The organism is Kineococcus auxinigenes (assembly GCF_050871525.1).
Taxonomy (GTDB): domain Bacteria; phylum Actinomycetota; class Actinomycetes; order Actinomycetales; family Kineococcaceae; genus Kineococcus.
In genome coordinates this window covers 1-26,596 of sequence record NZ_JBKBCT010000002.1, presented here as the reverse complement: position 1 = coordinate 26,596, position 26,596 = coordinate 1, and the positions used below count along the sequence as shown (strand labels likewise).

Genomic DNA, 26,596 nt, shown 5'->3' with positions numbered 1-26,596 from the left:
GAGGGCGGCGGTGTCAGCCCCCTTCGCGCACCCGCGACAGGAACGCGCGGGTGCGCTCGTGGCGGGGGGCGCCGATGACGTCGGCGGGGGTGCCGCGCTCGACGACGACCCCGCCGTCCATGAACACCACCTGGTCGGCGACCTCGCGCGCGAACTGCACCTCGTGGGTCACCACGATCATCGTGGTGCCGTCCGCGGCCAGTTCGCGCATGACCGCCAGCACCTCCCCGACGAGCTCGGGGTCCAGCGCGGAGGTCGGCTCGTCGAAGAGCATGAGCTTGGGCCGCATGGCCAGCGCGCGGGCGATCGCCACCCGCTGCTGCTGCCCGCCGGACAGCTGCGCGGGGTAGTTGTGCACCCGGTCGGCCAGGCCCACCCGCTCCAGCAGCGCCAGCGCCTCCTCGCGCGCCTGCGCCCTGGCGACGCCGCGCACGCGCACGGGCGCCTCCACGACGTTCTGCAGGGCCGTCATGTGCGGGAACAGGTTGAACCGCTGGAACACCATGCCGATGTCGCGGCGCTGCCGCGCCAGGCGCTCGTCGGTCAGGCGGTGCAGCCGGCCGCCGCGCTCCTCCAGGCCGATGAGGTCGCCGTCCACCCGGATGCGGCCGCCGTCGATGCGTTCCAGGGCGTTGATGCAGCGCAGGAACGTCGTCTTGCCCGAGCCGGAGGGCCCCAGCAGGCACACGACCTCACCGGCGTGGACGTCCAGGTCGACGCCGCGCAGCACCTCCACGTGCCCGAAGGACTTGTGGACGTTGACCGCCCGGACCAGGGGCGCCTGGACGCGGGGCACCTGGACCTCGGGCGCGCTCACTTCTGCGCCCCCGGGCCCACGGCGACGCCGGCTGCGGCGGGCCGGGCGGCGCCGCCGCCGAACCCGCGGCCGAAGCGCCGCTCCAGGAAGTGCTGCCCGACCATGAGCACGCTGGTCAGCAGGAGGTAGTAGATCACCGCCGCGGCCAGCGCGGGCAGCACCTGGTAGGTGCGGCCGCTGATCTGCGTGACCTGGTAGAAGAGCTCCACGGTCACCGGCAGGGCGCTCAGCAGCGAGGTGTCCTTGACCATCGCGATGACCTCGTTGCCCGTCGGGGGGACGATGACGCGCATCGCCTGCGGCAGCACGACCCGGCGCATCACCTGGCGCTTCGTCATGCCCAGTGCGGCGGCGGCCTCGTGCTGGCCGCGGTCGACGCTGAGCAGGCCGGCGCGGGCGATCTCCGCCATGTACGCGGCCTCGGACAGCCCCAGCGCCAGGACGCCACCGGCGTAGCCGCCCAGCCACGCGTACACGGTGGCCTGGTCCACGCTGAGGAACCGCAGCTCCGGCGTGCCGAAGGCGTCGGTGAGCAGGAAGTCGAACGGCACGCCCAGCGAGAGCCCCCCGGCGAACAGGGCGCCCAGGCTGCCGGTCAGGAACAGCAGCACGTACCGGGGGACCGAGCGGAAGAACCAGGTGTACACCCACGCCGCCCCGGACAGCAGCGGGTTGTCCGAGAGCCGGGCGACGGCCATCAGGACTCCGACGACGACAGCGATGACCATGGCGAGCACCGTCATCAGCAGGGTGCCGAGCAGCAGGCCGCGGATGACCGCCGTCTGGTTCATCACCTCCAGGGTGAACGCCCAGTCGAACGCCGGGCTGGTCACCAGCAGGTGGGCGAGCATCGCGACGAGCACCGCGATGACCGCCAGCGCCACCCACCGCCACGGGTGGCGGACCTCCACCGCGTCGATGCGCCCGGGGCGGGCGTCCTCGACGGAGTCCTGCGGGCTCACGGGGCCGGGTTCACCGGGAACTCGTCCACGGCGCCGTCCTGCGCGCCCCACGCCTCGAGGGCGGCCTCGTAGGCGCCCTCCTCGGCGAGGGCGTGCAGCGCCTGCGAGATCGCCTCGGCGGTCTGCGTCTGCTCCAGCGGCACGACGACCCCGTACGGGGCGGCGTCGTAGATCTCGCCCAGCAGCTCGAGGCCCTCGCTCTGCTGCACCGCGTACGCCACGACGGGGGAGTCGGCCACCACCGCCTGCACGCGGCCCTGCACGAGGGCGGCGGTGGCGTCCTGCTGGGAGTCGAAGGGCACCACGTCGACGGCGGGCTGCCCGGCGTCGGCGCACGCCTGCTGGCGGGCGGGCAGGTCCACGTCGGCCTGCACGGTGCCGTTCTGCACGGCCACGCTCACCCCGCAGGCGCTCTCCGGGTCGATGCCGTCGGGGTTGCCCTCGCGCACCGCCCACTGGGTGCCGGCGTTGAAGTACTGGACCATGTTCACCTGCTCCAGCCGCTCGGCGTTCACGGTGAACGAGGAGATCGCGGCGTCGTAGCGGTTGCCCTGCACGCCCGTGATGAGGGTGTCGAACCCGGCGTTCTGGTACTCCGCCTCCACGCCCAGCTTGGCCGCCACGGCGTCCATGAGGTCGACGTCCATGCCGACGACCTCGCCGTCGCGCACGAACTCGTTGGGCGCGTACTCGGCGTTGGTGCCCACCCGCAGCACGCCGGAGTCCTGCACGGACTGCGGCAGCATCGCGGTCAGCGCCGGGTCGGCGGCGACCTCGGCCGCCGCGGCGGGCGCCGAGGACGAGGCGGTGCCCGCGCTGCCGGACAGCGAGTCGGACCCGCACCCGGCCAGGGCCAGGGCGCCGACGGCGAACGTGCCGACGACGCCGAGGAAGGACTTGCGGGGGGTGCGGAGCAGCACGGGGTACCTCCGGGTTCGTGGTGAGCCAGGACAGTGTGGACCACGCCGCGGACAGCTCGCGCACACCGGTGCCCCCGGGCGGTGGTCGTTACGCAGATGTCACACGGGGGTGCCGCGGCGTGCTCAGCTCCTCGCGCAGCGTGCGCCGCAGCCGCGGGCGGGCCCCGCGCTGGACCGCGTGCTCCACCTCCACCGCCGCACCGCCGTCGGGGTCCAGCACCACGGTCATCACGCCGTTGCCGAACCACGGCCCGTTCTCCACGCGCCAGGACACGTCGGGCTCGCGCACCCCGGCGGCCAGGGCCAGCGCGCGGGTCAGCGCCCGCGCCGGCGCGGAGTCCAGGACCCGGTTGGCGACCTTCACGGAACGCTGCAGCGGGTTGCGGAACGGCGACATCACCAGCTGGTGCACCACCGTGCCCGCACCCGCGCCGAGGGCCGCCCCGGCCCGCGGCACCCCCACCCGCACCCGTGCGGTGTAGCTGCAGTGCACGTCGCCGGACAGCACCAGCACGCTCGCCGGCGGGCGCTCAGCGCCGCACACCTCGCGCAGCAGCTGCACCAGCTCGCCGAACGAGGCCCGGAACGCCGCCCAGTGCTCCAGGTCGGCGCCCTGGCGCAACCGCTCGGCCCAGCCGGCCGCGCGCCGCCCCCACACCCCGTCGGCGACGGCCTCGTCGAAGCCCTCGGCGTGGTGGACGGCGTGCAGCAGGAAGGCCGGCAGCGTCGTGGCCAGCAGCAGGTGCCGCGGCGGCTCGGCTCGCGGGTGCGGCGCGGGAGCGCCCAGCGCCTGCTCGCGCACCCACGCCCACTCCGCCTCGTCGGTGATGCGCCGCGCGCCCGGCTCGAGGCGGCGCGCGCAGCGCGAGTCCACCGCCACCAGGCGCGCGGCGCCCAGGTCGCGGGAGAAGCTCCACCGCGCGCTGGCCGGGTCCGCGTCCGCGCGCAGGGCGAACTCGTCGACGAGCCGGTCGCGCTCGGTGTCGTCCCCGCTCGCGCGCAGCCGGGCGAGGAGCTCCTCACCGGCGAGCTCGTCGGGGGAGAGGTTGCCCAGGTGCTGGTACACCCAGTAGCTGGCGAACGCGCCCGCCACCCTGTCGCGCCACCACGGCTGCGCGCTCACCCGCCGGCGCCAGACGTCGGAGGTGTTCCAGTCGTCGCGCAGGTCGTGGTCGTCCAGCAGCATGCACGTCGGCACCGTGGACAGCAGCCAGCGCACCGCCTCCGGCCCCCACGTCTCGTGGTAGAGCCAGGTGTACTCCTCGAAGTCGCCGATCTCGTCGCGGACCTCGCCGGAACCGTCGGCGCGGTCGCGGTGCCGCTCGCGCAGCCGCTCCACGATCGCCGGGGTGGGGTCGTCGGCGTACACCTGGTCGCCGACGAACAGCAGCAGGTCCGGCCAGCGGTCCTCCGCGGCGTGCTCGTCGCGCATCCGGTGCGCCAGCGCGCTCAGGGCGTCGGGACCCACCAGGCGCAGCGACTCGGCGCCGTCGTCCCCGGCGCGCCGGCAGGAGCCGAACGCCAGGCGCAGCGCAGCACCCTCGGCGGGCGTGCGGACCTCGCTGGCCGGCCAGGACCACGCCGGGTCCAGCGGGGGCCACAGGCGCTCGCCGCCGGCCAGGACGCGGTACGGCAGGCGACGGCCCGGTGGCAGGCCCTCGACCACCGCCAGGGCGAAGTGGTGCCCGTGCAGGGTGAACGTGCAGGTGGTGCCGGTGGCGGTGCCGCCGTCGGGCAGGTCCACCTCCACGACCACCGTCGCCGGCGCGTCCAGCTCCACCCACACCGTGGCCCGGGTGCCGTCGACGTGGCGCAGCAGCGGACCGAGCAGGAGAGCGGGGGAGGCTGCGTCGGGACCGGGCATCCGGCAATGTTGACCCATGCCAACGGGTCCGCGGCCCCTGCGCCGCCTGGAACGTCACCCGGACGCCACCGTGGACCCCGCTGCGTGGCCGGACCGCGTCCCCGCGGTGGCGCAGCTGCTCACCGAGGGGCTGGACCTGCCCGCAGGGGTCACCTTCCTCGTGGGAGCGAACGGCACCGGGAAGTCCACCGTCGTGGAGGCCGTCGCGGAGCTGCTGGGCGTGCACCCCGAGGGCGGGTCCGCCGCCCACCGGGCCGGCGCCGATCGCGGCCGGGGCAGCGACCGCTCCGGACTGGCCGCCCGGTTGCGCGCCGTGCGCTCACCGGGGCGGCGAGCCGCGGCGTTCCTGCTGCGCGCGGAGACCGCGCACCGCTTCTACACCTACCTGGAGGACACCACCGGCACCGGGGACGGGCCACCCCGGCCGCACCCCCTGCACCACCTCAGCCACGGCGAGGGGTTCGCCGAGGTGCTGCTGCGCAGCCGCTGGGTGTGCGAGGCCGCGGTGCTGCTGCTCGACGAGCCGGAGTCGGCGCTGTCGTTCGACAACCAGCTGCTGCTGGGGGCCTCGCTGGCCGCGGCGGCCGCCGAGGGCCGGCAGGTGCTGTGCGCGACGCACTCACCGCTGCTGACCGCGGTGCCCGGCGCGAACGTGCTCCAGCTCGACGAGCGCGGGATCACCGCCGTGGAGTGGGAGGAGCTCGACCTGGTCCGCGAGTGGCGCTTCTTCCTCGACGCCCCGGAGCGCTACTGGCGCCGCGTGCTGTGACGCGGCGCCGCCCGTGCGGCATCAGGGCTGCGGCACGCCCAGCCAGTCGTACCAGCCGCTGTGCAGCACCAGCCACGCCAGCAGCCCGTACCCGGCCTGGCCCGGGTGCACGCCGTCACCGGCGGCGAGGTCGGCGTACCAGTCCTCGTGCTCGGCCAGCGGGGAGAACGTGTCGACGTAGACGACGCGCCGGCGCGCGCACACGTCGGCGAAGGCGTCGGCGAGGTCGCCGATGCGGTCGTTGCGGTCCTCGTCGGCCACGGGGGTGGGCCCCACCACGAGGGTCGGCAGCCCGCGCGCCTCGCACTCGTCCAGCACGTTGGCCAGGTTCAGCCGGCTGCGCGCCAGGGTGGTGCCGGCGTCCAGGTCCGCGTGGCCCAGGCCCACCACGAGGCGGTGCTCGTCGCCGCCGGCGAAGCGGCGGGTGGTCTCGTCGCGCCAGCGGGCGTTGAGGTCGGTCGTGGTCTCGCCCGGCACGCCCAGCGGGTACAGGGTGATGTCGCGGTCCTCGCGGGGGGTGCGCGCCGAGACCCGGCCCACCCAGCCCAGGGCGCGCGGGTCGCCCACGCCGGTCACGAACTCGTCGCCCACCAGGCACACCCGCACGTCGTAGCGGCCGTTCACAGCTGGTCCTCGCGCACGGGTGTGGTGCTCCTGTCGTCGGTGGGGGAGTGCGCGAGCCAGGGTAGTGCGCCTACGGGGCCAGCAGTGCCGCGACGTCCAGCCGCAGGCGGGCCACGCCCAGGTCCAGCTCCACCGCGCCGTCGGCCGGGCGCAGCACGTGGGTGGGGCGGAAGGCGCCGTCGTCGAGCGCGAACGTGCTCAGCGTGCGCTCGCGCGGGTCGACGATCCAGTAGCGGGGCAGGCCGGCCGCGGCGTACTTCGTCATCTTCAGGAGCAGGTCGTCGCGGCGGTTGGTGGACAGGACCTCCACGCACAGCGCGGGGGTGCCGGTGAAGCGGCGCTCGTCGGTCGCGGCGGCGGTGTCGTAGACCATGACGTCGGGGGTGAACGCATCCGTCCCCGTCCGCCACTCCCACGCCGTGATGACCCCGTGCGTGGGCGGCAGCGCGGCGCGCAGGGCCGTGAGCAGGTCGATGCACAGCTCCTGGTGCCACCGCGTCGGGCTCGGGCCCACGAGCAGGTGCCCGTCGACGTACTCCACACGAGGGTCCTCCGGCAGCGCGTCGTACTCGTCCCAGGAGACCGGGCGACCGGCCTCCGGTGTCGTCACCGCCACGTGGTCCACCTCCTCCGCTCCGGCCCAGCGTACGACGACGCCCCCGCCGCCCGGGGCGGGCGGCGGGGGCGTCGTGCGCGGTCCCCGGCGGGCGTCAGCGGTCGAAGGCCTCCGCCACGATCTGCTGCTGCTCGGCCTGGTGGCGCTTGGCCGAGCCCGCCGCCGGCGAGGCCGACGCCGGGCGCGAGACGCGGCGCAGGCGGGTGCCCGAGGCGAACAGGTTCATCGCCACGTGCTGCCAGCCGCCCTGGTTGGCCGGTTCCTCCTGCACCCACACCAGCTCGGCGTCCGGGTAGGTGGCGGCCACCTCCAGCAGGGCGTCCACCGGCAGCGGGGCGAGCTGCTCGACCCGCACCACCGCGGTGCGGGTGTCGCCGCGCTTGGTGCGCTCGGCCACGAGGTCCCAGTAGACCTTGCCGCTGCACAGCAGGACGCGGTCGACCGACTTCGGGTCCAGCCCGCCCTCGTCGCCGATGACCTCGCGGAAGGTGCCGGTGGTGAAGTCCTCCACCGCCGACTGCGCGGCCTTCAGGCGCAGCATCGACTTCGGGGTGAAGACGATGAGCGGCCGGCGCGGGCGGGCGTACGCCTGCCGGCGCAGCAGGTGGAAGTAGCTGGCGGGCGTCGAGGGCACGGCGACCGTCATGTTGTCCTCCGCGCACAGCTGCAGGAAGCGCTCGATGCGCCCCGAGGAGTGGTCCGGGCCCTGGCCCTCGTAGCCGTGCGGCAGCAGCAGCACCACCGAGGAGCGCTGGCCCCACTTCTGCTCACCGGCGGCGATGAACTCGTCGATGACGGTCTGCGCGCCGTTGAAGAAGTCGCCGAACTGCGCCTCCCACAGCACCAGGGCGTCCGGGCGCTCCACGGAGTACCCGTACTCGAAGCCCATGGCCGCGTACTCGCTCAGCAACGAGTCGTAGATCCAGAACTTCGCCTGCTCGGCGCCCTCGCGGCCCAGGTACAGCAGCGGCGTCCACTCGTCGCCGGTCACCCGGTCGGTCAGGACCGCGTGCCGCGAGACGAACGTGCCGCGGCGGGAGTCCTGCCCCGCCAGGCGCACCGGCGTGCCCTCCATCAGCAGCGAGCCGAAGGCCAGCAGCTCGCCCCAGCCCCAGTCCACGCCGCCCTCGCGCGTCATCTGCAGGCGCTTGTCCAGCAGCTGGCGCAGCTTGGGGTGGACCGTGAAGCCCTCCGGCGGGTTGGCCTGCACCTGCGCGATGTGCTGCAGCACCGACACGTCCACGGCCGTGGGGCGGGTGGTCAGGGGGGCCTGGTCGTCGGCCTCCTGCGCGCTGGGGCGCTCCAGCCCGCCGCGCCCGTCGCCGGTGCTGTCCGGGCTGGACTCGCGGGTCTCGGCGAACGCGCGCTCCAGCTGCGCGGAGTAGTCGCGCAGCGCCTCCTCCGCGTCCTCGACCGAGATGTCGCCGCGGCCGATGAGCTGCTCGGTGTAGCTCTTGCGGACGCTGCGCTTCTTCTCGATGAGGTTGTACATCAGCGGCTGGGTCATCGAGGGGTCGTCGCCCTCGTTGTGGCCGCGGCGGCGGTAGCAGACCATGTCGATGATGACGTCCTTGTCGAACGTCTGGCGGAACTCGAAGGCGAGCTGCGCCACCCGCACGCACGCCTCGGGGTCGTCGCCGTTCACGTGGAAGATCGGCGCCTGGATCATCCGGCCGACGTCGGTGGCGTACACCGACGAGCGCGCCGAGGCCGGCGCGGTGGTGAAACCGACCTGGTTGTTGATGACCACGTGGACCGTGCCGCCGGTGCGGTACCCGCGCAGCTGCGACAGGTTCAGCGTCTCGGCCACCACGCCCTGCCCGGCGAACGCCGCGTCGCCGTGCAGCAGGACCGGCAGCACCGGGAAGGACGCGCCCGCCATGTTGAGGCGGTCCTGCTTGGCGCGCGCCACGCCCTCCAGGACGGGGTCGACGGCCTCCAGGTGCGAGGGGTTCGCCGCGACGTAGACCTTCGTGCGCTCACCGTCCTCGCCGGTGAAGGTGCCCTCGGTGCCCAGGTGGTACTTCACGTCGCCGGAGCCCTGCACGGTGCGGGGGTCCTGCACGCCCTCGAACTCGCGGAACACCTGGCTGTAGCTCTTGCCGGCGATGTTCGTCAGCACGTTCAGGCGGCCGCGGTGGGCCATGCCCAGGCACACCTCGTCCAGGCCCGCCGTGGCCGCGCGCGAGAGCAGCGCGTCCAGCAGGGCGATGACGGACTCCCCGCCCTCCAGCGAGAAGCGCTTCTGCCCGACGTACTTCGTCTGCAGGAACGTCTCGAACGCCTCCGCGGCGTTCAGGCGGCGCAGGACGCGCAGCTGCTCGGCGGCGCTGGGCTTGGCGTACGGGCGCTCCACCCGGTCCTGGATCCAGCGGCGCTGCTCCGGGTCCTGGATGTGCATGTACTCGATGCCGACGGTGCGGCAGTAGGAGTCGCGCAGCACGCCCAGCACGTCGCGCAGCTTCATGTGCGCCTTGCCGCCGAAGCCGCCGGTGGGGAACTCGCGGTCCAGGTCCCACAGCGTCAGGCCGTGCGACTCGATCTCCAGGTCGGGGTGGACCCGCTGGCGGTACTCCAGCGGGTCGGTGTCCGCCATGAGGTGACCGCGCACCCGGTAGGCGTGGATGAGCTCCACCACCCGGGCGGTCTTGTTGATCTGGTCGTCGTGGGAGACCGAGATGTCGGCGGTCCAGCGGATCGGCTGGTACGGGATGTGCAGCGCCTGGAAGACGCGGTCGTAGAACCCGTCCTCGCCCAGCAGCTTGCTGTGCACGATCCGCAGGAACTCGCCGGAGCCGGCGCCCTGGATGATCCGGTGGTCGTAGGTGGACGTCAGCGTGATGACCTTGCTGACCGCCAGGCGGGTCAGGGTCTCCTCGCTGGCGCCCTGGTACTCCGCCGGGTACTCCATCGCGCCCACGCCGATGATCGCGCCCTGGCCCTTCACCAGGCGCGGCACCGAGTGCACCGTGCCGATCGTGCCGGGGTTGGTCAGGCTGATCGTGGTGCCCGCGAAGTCGTCCGCGGTGAGCTTGCCGGCGCGGGCGCGGCGCACGACGTCCTCGTAGGCGGCCCAGAACTCCGCGAAGTCCTTGCCCTCGCACTCCTTGACCGCCGGCACCATGAGCTGGCGCGAGCCGTCCGGCTTCGGCAGGTCGATCGCGATGCCGAGGTTGACGTGCGCCGGGTGCAGGACCGCGGGCTTGCCCTTCTCGTCCAGCGCGTACGCCGCGTTCATCGACGGCATCTGCCCCAGCGCCTCGACGAGGGCGTAGCCGATGAGGTGCGTGAAGGAGACCTTGCCGCCGCGGGCCCGCTTGAGGTGGTTGTTGATGACGATGCGGTTGTCCACCAGCAGCTTCGCCGGGACGGCCCGCACGCTCGTGGCCGTGGGGACCTCGAGCGACTCCTCCATGTTCGTCACCACGCGCGCGGCCGGGCCGCGCAGCTTCTCCACCACGTCCTGCTCGGGGAACGCCGCCCGCACCGAGCTCTTCGCGGGGCCCTTCGCGGGGCTCTTCGCGGGCGCCGCGGCGGGCGAGGGGGCGACGGGTGCGGGCGGGGGCGTCGTGGCCCGCGCGCCGGAGGCCGTGGACGCGGAGCCGCCGCCGGTCGGCACCGCCGCCGGGGCACCGCCGGGCGCCGGGGCGGGGCCGTCGGTCTTGCCGACCGGGGCCGGGGCGGAGGGTCGTGCGGGCTCGCGCACCGCCGCCGCCGGAGCCTGGCCGGCGGAGCCGTTGCTCGCGGAGCCGTTGCTCGCGGACGCGGTACCGGTCGAGCCGTTGGCCGAGCCGTTCGCCGCCGGCGCGGCGGTGGTGGACCCCGCCGGGTTCTCCGCGGGGGTGTAGTCGGCGAAGAAGTCCCACCACGCTTCGTCGACGGAGTGCTTGTCCTTCAGGTACTGCTCGTACAGCTCGTCGACGAGCCACTCGTTCGGGCCGAACGTGGCGAGCTTGTCCTCGTGGGGCGAGGGCTGCTGAGGCACGGCGTTGTCGCCTTCTTCCTCGATGTCGGGCTACGCGGGCGCACCGCCACCTTATCCCGCGCCCCACGGCATCCCGCGCCCCGCGGCGTCGCGGCGCGCCTGCGCACCGCCGCGCTCAGCGCCCCGGCGGCACCTCGCGCGGCAGGTGCACGTCGATGCGGCACCCGCCCTGCGGCGGCGTCGGCCCCACCCGGATCGTGCCGCCGTGCAGCTGGACCGCCCAGCGCGCGATCGCCAGGCCCAGGCCGGTGCCGCCGTCGGTGCGCGCGCTGCCGCGCTGGAAGCGCTCGAACACCCGCTCGCGGTCGGTGTCGGCGATGCCCGGGCCCTCGTCCTGCACGCTGATGCGCACCACGGGCCCCGCCGCGCGCGCCGACACCGTCACCGTGCCGCCGGCCGGGGAGTGCCGCGAGGCGTTGTCCAGCAGGTTCGCCACCACCTGGTGCAGCCGCGCGGAGTCCACCTCCACCGACAGGCCCGCCGGGTCCACGTCCAGCACGTAGCGCACGTCGCGGCCCGTCATCGACATCGCGCGCGTCGCCTGCCCCAGGAACGGCTCCAGCGCCAGCTCCTCGCGGTCCAGCGAGACCGCCCCGGCGTCCAGCCGTGACAGGTCCAGCAGCTGCTCGACCAGCCGGCCCAGCCGCTCCGTCTGCGCCAGCGCCGTGCTCAGCGTCTCGTGGTCCGGCTCGGTGACGCCGTCGACGAGGTTCTCCATCACCGCGTGCAGGGCCGAGACCGGCGTGCGCAGCTCGTGGCTGACGTTCGCGACCAGCTCGCGGCGCTCGCGGTCCACGGCCTCCAGGTCCTGCGCCATCCGGTTGAAGGCGTCGGCCAGCTCCCCGACCTCGTCGCTGCTGGTCGAGCGCACCCGCCGGGAGTAGTCGCCGGTGGCCATGGCGCGCGCCGCCGCCGTCATCTCCCGCAACGGGGACGTCATGCCGCGCGCCAGCAGCTGCGTGAACACCAGGGTGATCACGATGGCCAGCGGGAGGGTGTAGCGGGGCCCGACGCGCAGCGCGTCCAGCCGCAGCCCCGCCCACACCAGCAGCGAGGCCACCGTCACCGACGCCGCCACCAGCAGCGCCAGCTTCGTCTTCAGGGAGTGCACGGGGTCCAGGGGGCGCACGTCGGGCCACGCGCGTCGGGAGGTCGGGCGGACCGCGGTGCGCCCGGCGTCGCCGTGCACGCTCTGCCGCGCCCGCACCCGCGCGTCGCGGGCGGCGCCGGTCAGCGGGATGGGGCCCGTCAGCCCCGAGCCGGCGTGCTCGGCCGGCCCCGCGCCGCGCTCGCCGCCGCTCACGGGGCCTCCCGGCCGGCGGGCGGGTCCCCGGGTTCGAACGCGTAGCCCACGCCGTGCACGGTGCGCACCAGGTCCGCGCCCAGCTTGCGCCGCAGCGCCTTGACGTGGCTGTCCACGGTGCGGGTGCCCGAGGCGTCGGCCCAGTCCCACACCTCCTCCAGCAGCTTCTCGCGCGTCAGCACGGTGCGCGGCGAAGCGGCCAGGCACACCAGCAGGTCGAACTCGGTCGGCGTCAGGTGCACCTCCGCCCCGGAGCGGCGCACCCGGCGCTGGTCGCGGTCCACCACCAGCTCGCCGCCCTCGACGGGGAAGGTGAGCGTGCCCGACGCGGCGGGGGTGCCCACGAGCTGGCGGGCCCGCTCCACCCGCCGCACCAGGGCGTTCACCCGGGCGACGAGCTCGCGCATGGAGAACGGCTTGGTCATGTAGTCGTCGGCGCCCACGCCCAGGCCGACGAGCTTGTCCGTCTCGTCGTCGCGCGCGGTGAGCATCAGGACCGGCACGGGGCGCGAGGCCTGCACCCGCCGGCACACCTCCAGGCCGTCGAAGCCCGGGAGCATGACGTCCAGCACCACCACGTCCGGGTCGAGGCGCTCGCACAGCTCCACGCCGCCGGGGCCGTCCCCGGCCGTCTCGACGGTGTAGCCCTCCGCGCGCAGGCGCCGCGCCACGGCGTCGGCGATGGTCGGCTCGTCCTCGACGACGACGGCCGTGCGGGAGGGGGTGGGTGCGCCCGCGGCGCCGCCGGCGGGGGAGGGGCCCGTGCTCATGGTCCCCGAGGGTAGGTGCTGGCGCCGGGGCCCGGCCCGGGCGCGGGCGGCGTGCACGAGCCCTCCACCCGATCCGACCGGGGCCGTCGCGCGCCTACCCTGGGTCGGTGCGCTTCATCACCGGGCAGGTGCCCGCCCACGACCTGACCTACAACGACGTCTTCCTGGCGCCGGGGCGGTCCTCGGTCGCCTCCCGCCTGGACGTGGACCTCGCCTCCGCCGACGGCACCGGCACCACCGTCCCGCTCGTCGTGGCGAACATGACCGCGGTCTCCGGCCGCCGCATGGCCGAGACCGTCGCCCGCCGCGGCGGCCTGGCCGTCCTGCCGCAGGACATCCCCGTCGACGTCGTCGCCGACGTCGTCGCCCGGGTCAAGGGGTGCCACCCCGTCTTCGAGACGCCCGTGGTCCTGCACCCCACCGACACCGTGCACGACGCCCTGAACCTGCTGCCCAAGCGCGCCCACGGCGCCGCGGTCGTCGTCGACGACGAGCGGCACGTGCTCGGCGTGGTCACGTCCGCCGACTGCGCCGGCGTGGACCGCTTCACGCAGGTCGCCTCCGTCATGAGCGGCTCGCCGGTGACGCTCGACGCCGACGCCGTCGAGCGCGACGGGCTGCAGGCCGCCTTCGACGTCCTGCACACCGCCCGGCACCGCTTCGCCCCCGTGGTGCGCGACCACGGCGACGGCCCGGTGCTCGCCGGGGCGCTGACCCGCACGGGCGCGCTGCGCTCCACCGTCTACGCCCCGGCCCTGGACGCCGCCGGCCGGCTGCGCGTGGCCGCCGCGGTGGGCATCAACGGCGACGTCGCCGGCACCGCGAAGGCGCTGCTGGAGGCGGGCGTGGACACCCTCGTCGTGGACACCGCCCACGGCCACCAGGAGAAGATGCTCGAGGCGCTGGCCGCGGTGCGCGGCCTGGACCCGCAGGTGCCCGTCGCGGCCGGCAACGTCGTCACCGCCGAGGGCGTGCGCGACCTCGTGGCGGCCGGCGCCGACATCGTCAAGGTCGGCGTGGGCCCGGGCGCGATGTGCACCACCCGGATGATGACCGGCGTGGGCCGCCCGCAGTTCTCCGCGGTGCTGGAGTGCGCGGCCGCCGCCCGCGAGCTCGGCGCGCACGTGTGGGCCGACGGCGGGGTGCGCCACCCGCGCGACGTCGCGCTCGCCCTGGCCGCCGGCGCCAGCCAGGTGATGGTCGGCTCGTGGTTCGCCGGCACCCACGAGAGCCCCGGCGACCTCGCGGTGGACGCCGACGGGCGCCCCTACAAGGAGAGCTTCGGCATGGCCTCCGCCCGCGCGGTGGCCGCCCGCACCCGCGCCGACTCCCCGTTCCAGCGCGCCCGCAAGGGCCTGTTCGAGGAGGGCATCTCCTCCTCGCGCATGCACCTGGACCCCGCCCGGCCCGGCGTGGAGGACCTCATCGACCAGATCACCTCCGGGGTGCGCTCCTCGTTCACCTACGTCGGTGCGCGCACGGTCGCGGAGTTCGCCGAGCGCGCCGTGGTGGGCCTGCAGTCCCCGGCGGGGTACGAGGAGGGCCGTCCGCTGCCCGCGGGCTGGTGACCGGCCGGTGAGCGGGACGGTGCGCGCTGCCCGGCGGCGCCGGGGGGCGGCGCGGTGATCCTCGAGGGGGTGCGCCGCGCGGACGGTTCACCCGTCGAGCTCACCACCGGTGGCGCCGGGCCGGGTCTCGTCCTCGTGCACGGCGCCCGCCCGGCGGCCGACCACGCCCGGCTCGCCGAGAAGCTGGGCACCCGCTTCACCGTGCACCGCTACGACCGGGAAGCGGCCGGGAAGCCGGGCACGCGCTACGCCGTGGCCGACGACGTCGCCCTGCTCGGGGCGGTCCTGGCCGCCACCGGCGCACGCCGGGTGCTCGGGCACGGCCTCGGCGGCCTGGTGGCGCTGCTCGCCACCGGCGGGCTGCTGGAGCGCCGCATCGACCGGGTGGCCGTCTACGACGCGGTGCTGCCGCTGGACGGCACGGTGCCGGAGGAGGCGCTGGAGCAGGCCGCGCGGGCGCTGGCGACCGGCTCACCGGACCTGGCGCTGGCCCACCTGGACCGGCACCTGCGCGCCGGCTCCCTGGGCCTGACCGCCGCCGGCCGCTCCGAGCGGGTGCAGCGGCTCGTCGGCGGGGTGCTGGCCCGCACCGGGTGGGGGCGCTCGACCGCCGCGCGGCTGCCGCAGGTGCTGCGGGAGACCCGCGCGGGCCTGCAGCTGGACTCCCCGGTCGACGCCTACGCCGGCCTGCCCGCGCGGGCCCTGCTGCTCACGGGCGAGCGCAGCCCCGGGTACTTCCGGGTGGCGGCGACCGAGTTCGCGGCGGCCGTGCCGTCGGCGACTGCCCTGGTGGCCGGCGGGTGCGGGCACGACTCGCTGCTGCGGGCGGCGCGCCGGTGCGTGGACCCGCTCGTCACCTTCCTCTCGGGCGACACCCTCTTCTGAACTCTCCTCCCAGCCGCGCACCGGTGAGCACCTCGTCACGTGCGCGAAACGGCGCGTCACGTGGGCGGAACGGACGGGAAACCCGCGCGGAACGCGCCGTTGGTGCAGTGCACCCGTGACCACCCAGCACCCCCGCCGCCGTTCCCTCCTGGTCGCCGCGGCCGGCCTGTCCACCGTCCCCGCCGCCCTGTCCACCGCTGGTGCCGCCACCGCGAGCCCCGGCACCGGCGCGCTGCGCACCCTGCAGCGCGGCCGGGGCCCCCGCCGCGGCACGTACGTGCCCTCCACCGCCGGGAACGTCCTCTGGGGCCGGCTGCCCAACCGGGACACCGAACCCGTCGCCGTCGTCCGCTCCGGCACCGTCGTCACCCTCGACACCGTCTCCCACGAGGGCGTCCTGGAGGACCAGGGCCAGGACCCGCTGGGCTACTTCACCTCCTTCGGGGTGGACGAGCACGACGTCCTGGACGACGCCGTGGAGATCGCCGCCCGCGTCCCGCACGACGGCCCCGGACCGCACGTCGTCAGCCGCCCCGTCGCCGTCACCGGTGCCGAGCCCGGTGACGTGCTCAAGGTCGAGGTGCTCGACCTGGCGCTGCGCGTGCCCTACGGCGTGATCTCCAACCGGCACGGCAAGGGCGCGCTGCCCGACGAGCTGCCCGGCGCCTGGCAGGACGACCCCGCCCTGGCGCAGTACTTCAACGCCGGCGGCAACGTCAGCGTCTTCACCCCCGTGGCGACCTCCGGCGGCGACCTCGTCGGGGTGATGCCGGGGACCGCGGGACCGCGCTTCCCGCTGGCGCCGTTCCTCGGGATGATGGGCGTGGCCCGCGACACCTCCGCGCTGGTCGACTCCGTGCCGCCGACCGTCGCGGGCGGCAACATGGACGTCAAGGACCTCGTCGTCGGCTCCACCCTCTACCTGCCGGTGCAGGTGCCCGGCGCCATGTTCTTCGTCGGCGACCCGCACATGGCCCAGGGGCACGGCGAGGTGGCGCTGACCGCGATGGAGGGCTCGCTGCGCGCCACCGTGCGCCTGAGCGTGGTGCGACCCGGTGACGGCGCCCCGCGCATCGCGGGGGAGTACCCGTTCGCCGAGACCCCCGAGCACTGGATCCCCGTGGGGCTGTCGGACCCCGACGGCCCCGAGGGCGGCGGCAACGGCACCGACCTGGGCGAGGCGATGCGCGTGGCGGTCCGCAACGCCATGTCCTTCCTCACCGAGGACCTGGGCCTGCCGGGGCCGGTGGCGTACGCCTACCTCAGCGCGGCGGGCGACTTCCACGCCTCGCAGGTCGTGGACCGCACGGTCGGCGTGCACGCCACCCTGCGCAAGGCCGACTTCGGCCCCCGCTGAGCGGCGGCCGGGCCCCGCGCGCGGCGCGCGGGGCCCGGCTCGCGCGGGCGCGTCCGGGCCCCGTCCTCGTAGAATCCAGGCGCCATGGACTCATCTCCCGGGCCGCGCAGCGGCCCCCCTCCCCACCCCCGTCCGTCGTCGCCCGTGGAGCCCCCGTGCTGACCGAGTGGCTCCTCCTGCTCGTCGGGGTCCTGCTCACCCTCGGCACGGCCGTGTTCGTCGCCGCCGAGTTCTCCCTCGTCACCCTGGACCGCTCGACGGTCGAGCGGGCCGCCGAGGGCGGTGACCGCCGCGCCGCCGCCGTGCTGCCGGCGCTGCGGACCCTGTCCACCCAGCTGTCCGGCGCCCAGGTCGGCATCACCCTCACCACGCTGCTGCTGGGCTACCTCATGGAGCCCTCGCTGGCGACCCTGCTGGACGTGCCGCTGACGGCCGCGGGACTGTCCGAGGGGGCGGCGGCGACCACCTCCGCCATCGCCAGCGTCGTCATCGCCGGGGCCTTCTCGATGGTCGTCGGCGAGCTGATCCCCAAGAACCTCGCGCTGAGCCTGCCGCTGCCCACCGCCGGCGTCGCCGCGCCCCTGCAGCGCGGCTTCACCTGGGTCACCGGCCCGCTGGTCGCCGTCCTGAACGGCAGCGCCAACCGGTTCCTGCGCGCCATCGGGGTCGAGCCCCAGGAGGAGCTGTCCGGAGCCCGCTCCGCGCGCGAGCTGGCCTCGCTGGTGCGCCGCTCCGCCGACATGGGCACCCTGGACCAGGGCACCGCCAACCTGCTCAGCCGCACCCTCGTCTTCGGCGACCAGACCGCCGCCGACGTGATGACCCCGCGGGTGCGGATGGAGGCCGTGCGCCTGGACGACACCGCCGCCGACGTGATCGTCCTGGCGCGCAGCACCGGGCACTCCCGCTTCCCCGTCACCGGTGACGACGACGACGACGTGCGCGGCGTCGTGCACGTCAAGGCCGCCGTCGCCGTGCCCGTCGACCGCCGCCACGAGGTGCCCGCCGCGGCCCTCATGCAGGACGTGCGCCGCGTGCCGGACTCCCTGCGCCTGGAGCCGCTGCTGCTGCAGCTGCGGCAGAAGGGCCTGCAGTTCGCCCTCGTCCTCGACGAGTACGGCGGCACCGCCGGCGTCGTCACCCTGGAGGACCTCGTCGAGGAGATCGTCGGCGACGTCTCCGACGAGCACGACCGCGACCGCGGCGGGCTGCGCCAGCACCGCGACGGCTCCTGGACCGTGCCGGGCCTGGCCCGTCCCGACGAGGTGCGCGACCGCACCGGCGTGGAGGTCCCCGAAGCCCCGGAGTACGAGACCCTCGGAGGCTTCGTCATGAGCCGCCTGGCCCGCATCCCGCTCGTGGGCGACGAGGTGCAGGTGGAGGGCGCCGTGCTGCGCGTGACCCGCATGGAGGGCCGCCGCGTGGACCGCCTGCGCCTGCGCCCGCGCCTGTCGACGGTGGAGGCCGCCGCGGTGGTCGCCGCCGCCGCGCAGTCCGGCGCGCACGCCGCCTCCGTCTCCGCCCCCGCGACCGACGAGGGCCCCGCGGGTTCCGGCGCCCACGTCGCTCCCGCTGCGACGGGGGGCCGCGCGTGAGCACCGGTCTGTCCCTGCTGGTCGGCGTGCTGCTGCTGCTCGGCAACGCCTTCTTCGTCGGCGCCGAGTTCGCGGTCCTCTCCGCGCGGCGCAGCCAGATCGAGCCGCTGGCCCCCACCAGCGCCCGCGCCCGCTCCGCGCTGGCCGCCATGGAGCACGTCTCCCTCATGCTCGCCACCTGCCAGCTCGGGGTGACGCTGTGCTCCCTGGGGCTGGGCGCCGTCGCCGAACCGGCCCTGGCTCACCTGCTGGAACCGCTCTTCGAGGCCCTGCACGTCCCGCACGGCCTCGTGCACCCGGTCGCGGTGGTCATCGCCCTGACCGTCGTGGTGTACCTGCACGTCGTGCTCGGCGAGATGGTCCCCAAGAACCTCAGCATCGCCGGCCCGGACCGCGCGGTGCTGCTGCTGGCGCCGCCGCTGGTGGCGATCGGCCGGGCGATCGGCCCCGTCATCCGGGCCCTGAACGGCCTGACCAACGCGGTGCTGCGCCTGGCGGGCGTGGAACCCAAGGACGAGGTCGCCAGCGCCTTCACCGTCGAGGAGGTGCAGTCCATCGTCGCCGAGAGCCAGCGCGAGGGGACCCTGGGCGACCCCAACGGGCTGGTCACGGGTGCGCTGGAGTTCTCCGACCGCAGCGTCGGGGAGATCGCCGTCCCCCTGGCGGACCTGCGCACCATCACCGTGGGCGCCACCCCGGCGGACGTGGAGGCCCTGGTCGCGCGCACCGGCTTCAGCCGGTTCCCCGTCCTGGACGCGGCCGGCGACCTGCACGGCTACCTGCACCTGAAGGACCTGCTCTACGCCGACGACGAGCGCTACACCCAGCCCGTGCCGGAGAAGCGCATCCGCCAGCTCGGCACCCTCGGTGCCGGTGAGGAGGTCGAGGACGCCCTGGCCTCGATGCGCCGCACCGGGGCGCACCTGGCCCGCGTCGTCGACGCGGGCGGGTCGGTCACCGGCGTGGTGTTCCTCGAGGACGTCATCGAGGAGCTGGTCGGGGAGGTCCGCGACGCCACCCAGCGCGCCCGCGCCTGACGGCGCGGGGCGCGGGTGGAGCCGCCCGGCCCGGGACGCTCAGCGGCGCGCCAGCCGGCGCCCGCTGGGCGTGTCCGCCGGGGAGTACGCCATGCCGTAGTGGGCGTACAGGCGCGGCTCGTCGTCGGGGCCCAGCTCCTCGTCGGTCCCGAACTCCGGGGAGGCCTTCACCGTCTCCCTGGGGAAGGCCACCCGGATGTCGTGGCGCCCCACGGCCGCCTGGTCCAGCGGCACCAGCACCACCTTCTTGAACCCCACCAGCCCCGTCTCCACGGCGGCGAACAGCCACTCGTCGGTGGCGGCGTCCACGTACACCGACGCCAGGGTCCCGATCTTCTGATCGGTCACGTCGGTGACGGCGGCGCCCTTCCACTGGTTCAGGTCCTGCACGAGGATCGTCATGGCGCCACTGTGGCCGAGGCGGTGGTGGGCGGCCACCGCTGGCGCTCACCGGGGCTCCACGAACCCTCCCCGTGACGGCGCCCACCGGTGGCGGTGGGCACCGCCGCGGGGTGGGACGATGACCTCAGCATGAGCGAGCAGACCCCTGAGCGGAACCGCCTGACGATCAACTGGCTGCAGATCGCCGGTGGCGCCCTGGCGGCGACCACCTCGGCGGTCCTGATCGCCGGCCTGCGCAGCCTGGGCCCCGTGAGCACCCTGGTCGGCGCGGCCGTCGGCAGCATCGCGGCCTCCACCGCGGCAGCCGTCTACAACCACTACCTCACGGTCAGCCGGGAGCGGCTGGCCGAGACCGCCCGCCGCGCCCACGAGCGCCGTCACGGCCCCTCCCCGGTGCCGGCGGCGCAGGACGAGCACCCCGAGCGCACCGACCCCCCGGTCCCGGACGACGGGCCAGAGCCGGAGCCGGTCCCCGCGCCCGTGTCCGCGCGGCGGTTCGGCTTCCGGCACGCGGTGCTGCTCGGCGTGCTCGCCTTCGTGATCTCCGTCGGCGGCATCGCCGCCTACGAGCACGTCGAGGGCCGCAGCGTCGCCGCGCAGCGCCAGGGCCGGGAGTCCGAGGTGAGCACGAGCATCGTGGGCGGTTCGTTGACGCAGGAACCCACCACCCCCGCGCCGCAGGTCACGGACGGCAGCACCACCGGTCCGTCCGCCACCGCTACTGCCACCGGCACCGCGACCGGCACCGCCACCGCGACGTCGACCGGCACCGCGACGGACGGGGCCACCGCCTCCGCCACGGACGAGGCGACCCGCCGGGCGAGCACGTCCACCGCGACGTCCACCGCGACGTCCACCGCCACGTCCACCGCGACGAGCACGAGCGGGTCGGGGGAGGCGGCCGGGGGGACCGGTGGCGCCGAGGGTTCCGACGTCGTCGCCGCCGACCCCGTCGTCGCCGACCCCGCGGCCACCGCGGGGGCGGGCGCGGAGATCGTCGCCGAGGCGACCACCGCTCCCTGAGCCGAGCCCGGTGGGCGCGTCCCCCACCTCGGCCCGGCGCGCCTCAGCGCTGGTGCGGGTGCGGGGTGTCCGGCCCCGCCGCCTCGTGCCGCCGCATCGCCTGCGGCACCAGCTCCAGCATCTCGTCGGGCAGCAGCGGCAGGTCGAGCAGGCTGAGCTTCACCCGGGAGCGCCGGCCGTGCCCGGCGGAGTCCAGCCGGATGACGTGCCCCGCGTCGCGCTCGGCGCGCACCTCCAGCACCGAGCCCACGGCCAGCTCGCCGCAGGCGATGCCGTCGACCTCCAGCACGGGCGGGCCGGAGGACTCCAGCAGCTCCAGCCGCACCGGCTCGTCCACGCCCAGCACGATCGGCCGGCCGATGCCGGACATGGGCGCCACGGGCGTGACGACGAGGGCGTCGGCGCCGGGGGAGACCACGGGGCCGCCGGCCGCGTAGCTGTAGGCGGTGGAGCCGGTCGGGGTGGCCAGGACGACGGCGTCGCAGCGCAGGTAGCCGATGCGCTGGTCGGCCACCGACAGCGCCGCCACCACGGTGCCGCGCCCGGGCGTGCGGGCCAGCGCGACGTCGTTGAAGGCGACGCGCTCGCACCCCGGCGTGCGCAGTCGCAGGCACGGGTGGGGTTCGACGGTGAAGTCGCCGGCCGTGATGCGCTCCAGCGCCCCGGGCAGCTCCCGCGGCTCCAGCTCCACCAGGAAGCCCAGGTGCCCCAGGTTCACCCCCAGCACGGGGATGCCGCGGCCCACGACCAGGCGCAGGGCCCCCAGCATCGTGCCGTCCCCGCCGAGGCTGACCACGGCGTCGGCGGTGCGGGCGAACTCCTCCTCGCCGACCAGCACCACGTCCGCGCCGCGCCCACCCAGGCGCCCGGCGTCGGCGCGCAGGGCGACGACCTCGTCACCGTGCCCGCGGGCCCAGTCCACGACGAGGCCGACGTGCGAGCTCACGTCGCGGGTGGGGTGGACCACCAGCCCCAGGCGCTTGCGGCCCCGTGGTCCGGCGGTCGGCGCGGTCGGCACGGCGGGGGGCACGTCGCCCACGCTACTGCCCGCTCCGCGGCCGCCCGGTGCCGCGGCCTCAGACCGCCGCGGCCCGCGGCCCGCGCCTCGCGCGCGCCCGCGGCACCACCAGGGGCGTGCCCGTCTCGGGGTCGGGCACCACCACGCACGGCAGCCCGAAGACCTCCTCGACCAGCTCGGCCGTGACGATCCCGGCCGGTTCGCCCTCGGCGACCACCCGCCCGTCGCGCATCGCCACCAGGTGGGTGGCGTAGCGGCAGGCGTGGTTGAGGTCGTGCAGCACCGCCACGAGGGTGCGGCCCTGCTCCTCGTGCAGCTGCGCGCACAGGTCGAGGACCTCGATCTGGTGGGCGATGTCGAGGTAGGTGGTCGGCTCGTCCAGCAGCAGCAGCGGCGTCTCCTGCGCCAGGGCCATCGCGATCCACACGCGCTGGCGCTGACCGCCGGAGAGCTCGTCGACGCCGCGCTCGGCGAGCTCGAGCACCCGGGTGGCGGCCATCGCCGCGTCCACGGCGCGCTCGTCGTCGCGGGTCCACTGGCGCAGCAGCTTCTGGTGCGGGAAGCGACCGCGGGCCACCAGGTCGGCGACGGTGATGCCGTCCGGCGCGATCGCCGTCTGCGGCAGCAGCCCCAGGCGGCGCGCGACCTCCTTGGACGGCATCGACTGGATGACCGAGCCGTCCAGGTACACGTGACCCCGCTCGGGGGTGAGCATGCGCGCCAGCGCGCGCAGCAGGGTGGACTTGCCGCAGGCGTTCGGGCCGATGACGACGGTGAAGGAACCGTCGGGGACCTCGATGCCCAGACCGGTGGCGATGGTGCGCTCGCCGTAGGCGAGGGTCAGGTCCTCCCCGCGCAGGCGGTTGCCGCCGGGGGTCCCGGGGCCGGCCCCGGGGGTGGTGCGCGCGTGCTTCGCCACTGCTCAGCCGTTCCTCGTCGTTGGCGTCGTCGGTCGGGTCGTCGGTCGGGCGGTCGCCCCCGGGGCCGGTCAGCCGCGCCCGCGGCGCCACTGCCCGACGAGCAGGTACGCCAGGTAGACGCCGCCCACGGCACCGGTGACGACGCCCACGGGCAGCTGGGTGGGGGCGAACAGGCGCTGCGCGGCGAAGTCGCTGACCACCACGAGCAGCGCCCCCGTCAGGCCCGCGGCCACCAGCCCGGGACCGACCGTCCCGGTGAGGCGGCGGGCCACCTGGGGGGCGGCCAGCGCCACGAACGCCACGGGACCGGCGGCCATCGCCGCCAGCGCGGTGAGCGTGACGGCGAGCAGGAGCACGGCCACCCGCACCCCGTCCACCCGCACGCCCAGGGCGCGCGCGGCGTCGTCGCCGAGGTCCAGCATCCCCAGCGCGCGGCTCAGCAGCAGCAGCACGGGCAGCAGCACGAGCAGCCCGGCACCCAGGGGGGTGGCCTGCTCCCAGCCGCGGCCGTTGAGGCTGCCGGTGACCCACACCTGCGCCGCCTGGGCCGCCTCCACCTCGGCGCGGGTGAGCAGGTAGCTGTTCACCGCCTGCAGCGCGGCGCTCGTGCCGATGCCGACGAGGATGAGGCGGTAGCCCTGCACGCCGCCGCCCCCGCGGGAGAGCAGGTACACGAGCAGGGCGCTGGCGAAACCGCCGGCGACCGCGCCGACCGCGACGTCGGTGCCGCTGCCGTCGAGGACCAGCAGGACGACCAGCGCACCGCTGACGGCGCCGTGGGTGAAGCCGATGACGTCGGGGCTGCCCAGCGGGTTGCGGGTGACGAGCTGGAAGACGGCCCCCGCCACGCCGAGCGCGACGCCCACGAGCAGCCCGGTGACCAGCCGCGGCAGCCGCAGCCCCAGGACGATGAACCCGTCGGCGCCCTCGCCGCGCCCGACGAGGGCGCGCAGCACCCCCGGCACGCCGATCGGGTAGTCGCCGGTCGTCATGCTGAGCGCGGACACCGCCGCGACGACCGCGGTGAGCGCCAGGCACACCGTCAGGCTGCGGCCCTCCACGCGCAGGCTCACCGCGCCGCGGCGCCCCAGGCGCAGGGTGCGCCCGCGGCGACCGCGGGCGGCGACGCCGGTCCCGGGGGCGGGCAGCGGCGGCGTGCCCGCGCGCGCGGGTGCGGAGGCGCTCACAGCTGCGCCAGCCGACGGCGGCGGACCAGGGCGATGAGGACGGGGGCGCCGAGCAGCGCGGTCACGATGCTGACCTCCAGTTCTCCGGGGCGGACCACGATGCGGCCGACGACGTCGCCCAGCAGCAGCAGCGCGGGGGCCAGGACGACGGACAGGGGCAGGACCCAGCGCTGGTCGGGACCGGTCAGGGCCCGCACGAGGTGCGGAACGGCCAGGCCGACGAACCAGATCGGGCCGGCGGCGGCGGTGGCGGCCCCGCACAGGAGCGTCACGGCCAGCGCCGTCACCACCCGGGTGCGCCCCACGCGCACGCCCAGCGCGCGGCCGGAGTCCACACCGAGGGCGAGGGCGTTCAGCGAGCGCGCCTGCGACAGTGCCAGGGCGATGCCCACGGCGAAGAACGGCAGCATCTGCCAGAAGACGTCCAGGTCGTGCCCGGCGAGGGAGCCGACCTGCCAGAAGCGGAAGCGGTCGAAGGTGGACTGGTCCAGCAGCACCTGCGCGGTGGTGTACGCGCCCAGGGCGGCGCTGACGGCGGTGCCGGCCAGGGCCAGGCGCACCGGTGTGGCCCCGCCGCGCCCGGCCGAGCCGAGCACGTACACCACGACCGAGACCGCGGCGGCGCCCAGCAGGGCGGCCCACACCACGCTCAGGCGGGAGGTCAGGCCGAACACCCCCACGGCGGTGACCATCGCCGCCGCGGCGCCGGAGTTCACCCCCAGCAGCCCGGGGTCGGCCAGCGGGTTGCGCGTCAGCGCCTGCATGAGGGCGCCGGCCAGGCCGAGGGCGGCGCCCACCGCGATGCCCAGCAGCGTGCGCGGCACCCGCAGCTCCCGCACGACGAGGGTGTCCTGGGACTCGCCGACCCCGCGCAGGGCGTCCAGGACGGTGCCCAGGGGGACGTCGCGAGAGCCGACGGCCAGGCTGGCCAGCACGGCGACGGCCAGCAGGGCCGCGGCCAGCACCAGGGCGCCGGTGCGCCTGGCGCGGCCGGGGCGCCGGGGGGAGGTGCCGCCGGTGGGGACGGCCGTGGCCGTGGGCGGGCTCGTCGCGGGTGCCACGACGAGTGAGGTTAGCCTGTCATCACCAGCAGGGGCACCGGGGTGCGCGTCCTCCGTCGCCCGTGCGGGTCGTCGGCCGCCGCCCGCCCCCGCCCGCGACCTCGCTGCGGACCGGGGGACCGGGCGCAGGAACAACGCGCCCGCACGTCCGGTTACGCTGGAGGTAGCGGGACGCCGTCGGCGCGCCCGCGGTCGAGTGTTCAGCGCGCGGCCGGCCCGGTGGGCCGCCGCAGCGCGCAGGTCCCTCGCACGGCGCCCCCGGCGCCCGGGCGGGTGCGGTCGGGCACCACGGCCGACCCCCGTCGTCCCGAGAGGCACTCCTTGAACCCCACCGCGCCCAGCGGCACCCGCACGTCCACCACCAGCACCTCGGTGCCCGGCCAGCGCCCCGCGCGCCGCCGGGCCCGCGGCGGCGGGGTGCCCGTCCCGCGCACCGACGCCGCGCAGCCGCGCGTCGCGGACGCCCCCGACGCGCCGGCTCCCGCCGCGCCGCCCGCCGGGCAGGTCGCCGACGAGCGCTCCTTCGCCGAGCTGGGCGTGCCCGCCGCGCTGGTGGCCGTGCTCGCCGCCGACGGCGTCACCGCCCCCTTCCCCATCCAGTCCGCGACGCTGCCGGACTCCCTGGCCGGGCGCGACGTCCTGGGCCGCGGCCGCACCGGCAGCGGCAAGACCATCGCCTTCGCGCTGCCCCTGGTGGCGCGGCTGGCCGCCTCCGGCACCCCCCGCCGCACCACCCGCCCGCGCGCCCTGGTGCTCGTCCCCACCCGCGAGCTGGCCAACCAGGTCTCCGCGACCGTGACCCCGCTCGCGAAGGCCGTCGGGCTGCGCACCGCCGTCGTCTTCGGCGGTGTCGGGCAGAACCCTCAGGTCAACGCCCTGCGGGAGGGCGTCGACGTCCTCATCGCCTGCCCGGGCCGCCTGGAGGACCTCATCCGCCAGGGCCACTGCCGCCTGGACGCGGTGGAGGTCACCGTCCTGGACGAGGCCGACCACATGGCCGACCTGGGCTTCCTGCCCGGCGTCAAGCGCCTGCTGGACACCACGCCGGCCGGTGGCCAGCGCCTGCTGTTCTCCGCGACGCTGGACAACGGCGTGGACGTCCTGGTGAAGCGGTACCTGTCCCAGCCGGTGACGCACTCGGTGGACCCGGCCGTGGCGCCGGTGTCCACGATGGAGCACCACGTGCTGGAGGTCAGCGCCGACGGCAAGGCGGCGCTGGTGCGCGAGCTGGCCTCCGGCCAGGGCCGCACGGTGCTGTTCACCCGCACCAAGCACGGCGCGAAGAAGCTCGCCAAGCAGCTCACCGCCGCCGGCACCCCGGCCGTGGACCTGCACGGCAACCTCAGCCAGAACGCCCGTGAGCGCAACCTCGGCGCCTTCTCCGAGGGCTCGGTGCGGGTGCTCGTGGCCACCGACATCGCCGCGCGCGGCATCCACGTCGACGAGGTGGGCCTGGTCGTGCACGTCGACCCGCCCACCGAGCACAAGGCGTACCTGCACCGCTCCGGGCGCACCGCCCGCGCCGGTGCCGAGGGCCTCGTCGTCACCGTCGCCACCCCCGACCAGCGCGGCGACGTGCGCACCCTGGCCCGTCAGGCGGGGATCTCCCCGCGCTGGACGGACACCGCCCCGGCCGCCGGTGCCGCGGTGGTGGAGCGGCTCGTCGGGCCGCGCGCGGCCTGGGTGGACCCGGCCACCTCCCCGGTGCCGACCGCGCCCGCCCAGCCGCAGCGCGCGCCGAAGCAGCCGGCCGCCCAGCCGACGCGCCGGTCCGCCCAGCAGGCGGCGGCCCCGGCCGGTGGCGCCCCGCGCCGCCGCCGTCGCGGTGGCCGCGGTCGCGGTGGGGCCCCCACCGCCTGATCGAGCGGGACACCCCGGACGGCGGGGCACCGGGCGGCAGACCGCCGCCCGGT

General features: G+C 75.8%; 22 protein-coding genes. 8 read left to right on the top strand and 14 right to left on the bottom strand.

The genetic code is table 11. The features are described 5' to 3' along the window. Positions 1-13: 13 nt before the first annotated feature. The 4 genes from ACRYR9_RS01115 to ACRYR9_RS01100 all read right to left on the bottom strand — a co-directional run bounded on the left by ACRYR9_RS01115 (position 14) and on the right by ACRYR9_RS01100 (position 4,563). Positions 14-817: an amino acid ABC transporter ATP-binding protein gene (locus tag ACRYR9_RS01115; protein WP_432495264.1), complete on the bottom strand. Its 804-nt coding sequence runs from the start codon at positions 815-817 to the stop codon at positions 14-16. Continuing rightward, positions 814-1,779: an amino acid ABC transporter permease gene (locus ACRYR9_RS01110; protein WP_432495262.1), complete on the bottom strand. Its 966-nt coding sequence runs from the start codon at positions 1,777-1,779 to the stop codon at positions 814-816. Before ACRYR9_RS01110 ends, ACRYR9_RS01115 begins: the two co-directional genes overlap by 4 nt. Then, positions 1,776-2,699, bottom strand: a complete 924-nt coding sequence (locus ACRYR9_RS01105; protein ID WP_432495260.1) for an ABC transporter substrate-binding protein — start codon at positions 2,697-2,699, stop codon at positions 1,776-1,778. The genes ACRYR9_RS01110 and ACRYR9_RS01105 overlap by 4 nt, the downstream gene beginning before the upstream one ends. Before the next feature lie 88 nt (positions 2,700-2,787). After that, positions 2,788-4,563, bottom strand: a complete 1,776-nt coding sequence (locus ACRYR9_RS01100; protein ID WP_432495258.1) for a DUF7800 domain-containing protein — start codon at positions 4,561-4,563, stop codon at positions 2,788-2,790. Between the two features lie 16 nt (positions 4,564-4,579). Here ACRYR9_RS01100 and ACRYR9_RS01095 point away from each other — a divergent pair, with 16 nt between their 5' ends. Further along, a complete protein-coding gene (locus ACRYR9_RS01095; protein WP_432495256.1) occupies positions 4,580-5,332 on the top strand; it encodes an AAA family ATPase in 753 nt (250 codons plus the stop codon). A gap of 21 nt (positions 5,333-5,353) precedes the next feature. Here ACRYR9_RS01095 and ACRYR9_RS01090 read toward each other — a convergent pair whose 3' ends face one another. The 5 genes from ACRYR9_RS01090 to ACRYR9_RS01070 all read right to left on the bottom strand — a co-directional run bounded on the left by ACRYR9_RS01090 (position 5,354) and on the right by ACRYR9_RS01070 (position 12,630). Further along, positions 5,354-5,956 carry a GDSL-type esterase/lipase family protein gene (locus tag ACRYR9_RS01090; RefSeq protein ID WP_432495254.1) on the bottom strand — a complete coding sequence of 201 codons (603 nt, stop codon included), beginning with the start codon at positions 5,954-5,956 and terminating at the stop codon, positions 5,354-5,356. A 70-nt stretch (positions 5,957-6,026) separates the two neighbouring features. Continuing rightward, positions 6,027-6,572 carry a Uma2 family endonuclease gene (locus tag ACRYR9_RS01085; protein ID WP_432495252.1) on the bottom strand — a complete coding sequence of 182 codons (546 nt, stop codon included), beginning with the start codon at positions 6,570-6,572 and terminating at the stop codon, positions 6,027-6,029. A gap of 94 nt (positions 6,573-6,666) precedes the next feature. Then, positions 6,667-10,557 (bottom strand): multifunctional oxoglutarate decarboxylase/oxoglutarate dehydrogenase thiamine pyrophosphate-binding subunit/dihydrolipoyllysine-residue succinyltransferase subunit, encoded by a 3,891-nt coding sequence (locus ACRYR9_RS01080; protein WP_432495250.1) that lies wholly within the window; start codon positions 10,555-10,557, stop codon positions 6,667-6,669. A gap of 115 nt (positions 10,558-10,672) precedes the next feature. After that, entirely contained in the window at positions 10,673-11,860 is a 1,188-nt protein-coding gene (locus ACRYR9_RS01075) for a sensor histidine kinase (protein WP_432495248.1), read from the bottom strand. Continuing rightward, positions 11,857-12,630: a response regulator transcription factor gene (locus tag ACRYR9_RS01070; RefSeq protein WP_432495246.1), complete on the bottom strand. Its 774-nt coding sequence runs from the start codon at positions 12,628-12,630 to the stop codon at positions 11,857-11,859. Before ACRYR9_RS01070 ends, ACRYR9_RS01075 begins: the two co-directional genes overlap by 4 nt. 107 nt (positions 12,631-12,737) lie before the next feature. On the opposite strand from ACRYR9_RS01070, the gene ACRYR9_RS01065 reads away from it, so the two are divergent. From ACRYR9_RS01065 to ACRYR9_RS01045, 5 genes are all read left to right on the top strand, one after another. Further along, positions 12,738-14,198, top strand: a complete 1,461-nt coding sequence (locus tag ACRYR9_RS01065; protein WP_432495244.1) for a GuaB1 family IMP dehydrogenase-related protein — start codon at positions 12,738-12,740, stop codon at positions 14,196-14,198. Between the two features lie 54 nt (positions 14,199-14,252). Next, positions 14,253-15,083, top strand: coding sequence for an alpha/beta fold hydrolase (locus ACRYR9_RS01060; protein ID WP_432495242.1), 831 nt, complete (start codon positions 14,253-14,255; stop codon positions 15,081-15,083). A gap of 115 nt (positions 15,084-15,198) precedes the next feature. Continuing rightward, positions 15,199-16,440, top strand: coding sequence for an acetamidase/formamidase family protein (locus tag ACRYR9_RS01055; protein WP_432495240.1), 1,242 nt, complete (start codon positions 15,199-15,201; stop codon positions 16,438-16,440). Between the two features lie 158 nt (positions 16,441-16,598). Then, positions 16,599-18,035: a hemolysin family protein gene (locus ACRYR9_RS01050; protein ID WP_432498822.1), complete on the top strand. Its 1,437-nt coding sequence runs from the start codon at positions 16,599-16,601 to the stop codon at positions 18,033-18,035. Beyond that, positions 18,032-19,072: a hemolysin family protein gene (locus ACRYR9_RS01045; RefSeq protein ID WP_432498800.1), complete on the top strand. Its 1,041-nt coding sequence runs from the start codon at positions 18,032-18,034 to the stop codon at positions 19,070-19,072. Before ACRYR9_RS01050 ends, ACRYR9_RS01045 begins: the two co-directional genes overlap by 4 nt. Before the next feature lie 39 nt (positions 19,073-19,111). On the opposite strand, the gene ACRYR9_RS01040 is transcribed toward ACRYR9_RS01045, so the two are convergent. Then, positions 19,112-19,474: a PRC-barrel domain-containing protein gene (locus ACRYR9_RS01040; protein ID WP_432498803.1), complete on the bottom strand. Its 363-nt coding sequence runs from the start codon at positions 19,472-19,474 to the stop codon at positions 19,112-19,114. A 129-nt stretch (positions 19,475-19,603) separates the two neighbouring features. Between ACRYR9_RS01040 and ACRYR9_RS01035 the strand changes: the two genes are divergently transcribed. Beyond that, positions 19,604-20,497, top strand: a complete 894-nt coding sequence (locus ACRYR9_RS01035) for a hypothetical protein (protein ID WP_432498806.1) — start codon at positions 19,604-19,606, stop codon at positions 20,495-20,497. 43 nt (positions 20,498-20,540) lie between these two features. Here the strand turns inward: ACRYR9_RS01035 and ACRYR9_RS01030 are convergent, their stop codons facing one another. The 4 genes from ACRYR9_RS01030 to ACRYR9_RS01015 all read right to left on the bottom strand — a co-directional run bounded on the left by ACRYR9_RS01030 (position 20,541) and on the right by ACRYR9_RS01015 (position 24,683). Beyond that, positions 20,541-21,527, bottom strand: coding sequence for an NAD(+)/NADH kinase (locus ACRYR9_RS01030; RefSeq protein WP_432498809.1), 987 nt, complete (start codon positions 21,525-21,527; stop codon positions 20,541-20,543). 46 nt (positions 21,528-21,573) lie between these two features. Next, positions 21,574-22,434 carry an ABC transporter ATP-binding protein gene (locus ACRYR9_RS01025; RefSeq protein WP_432498812.1) on the bottom strand — a complete coding sequence of 287 codons (861 nt, stop codon included), beginning with the start codon at positions 22,432-22,434 and terminating at the stop codon, positions 21,574-21,576. Positions 22,435-22,503: 69 nt separating this feature from the next. Continuing rightward, complete coding sequence (locus ACRYR9_RS01020; protein WP_432498815.1) at positions 22,504-23,622, bottom strand: FecCD family ABC transporter permease; 1,119 nt, start codon at positions 23,620-23,622, stop codon at positions 22,504-22,506. Then, on the bottom strand, positions 23,619-24,683 hold the full coding sequence (locus tag ACRYR9_RS01015) for a FecCD family ABC transporter permease (protein ID WP_432498817.1): 1,065 nt from the start codon (positions 24,681-24,683) through the stop codon (positions 23,619-23,621). Before ACRYR9_RS01015 ends, ACRYR9_RS01020 begins: the two co-directional genes overlap by 4 nt. A 321-nt stretch (positions 24,684-25,004) precedes the next feature. On the opposite strand from ACRYR9_RS01015, the gene ACRYR9_RS01010 reads away from it, so the two are divergent. Then, a complete protein-coding gene (locus ACRYR9_RS01010) occupies positions 25,005-26,543 on the top strand; it encodes a DEAD/DEAH box helicase (protein WP_432498819.1) in 1,539 nt (512 codons plus the stop codon). Positions 26,544-26,596: the final 53 nt, after the last annotated feature.

Bases quoted from the DNA above. Each gene is read 5' to 3' on its own strand.
- ACRYR9_RS01040 (WP_432498803.1), bottom strand. From the start codon at position 19,474: ATGACGATCCTCGTGCAGGACCTGAACCAGTGGAAGGGCGCCGCCGTC.
- ACRYR9_RS01095 (WP_432495256.1), top strand. From the start codon at position 4,580: ATGCCAACGGGTCCGCGGCCCCTGCGCCGCCTGGAACGTCACCCGGAC.
- ACRYR9_RS01035 (WP_432498806.1), top strand. From the start codon at position 19,604: ATGAGCGAGCAGACCCCTGAGCGGAACCGCCTGACGATCAACTGGCTG.
- ACRYR9_RS01070 (WP_432495246.1), bottom strand. From the start codon at position 12,630: ATGAGCACGGGCCCCTCCCCCGCCGGCGGCGCCGCGGGCGCACCCACC.
- ACRYR9_RS01100 (WP_432495258.1), bottom strand. From the start codon at position 4,563: ATGCCCGGTCCCGACGCAGCCTCCCCCGCTCTCCTGCTCGGTCCGCTG.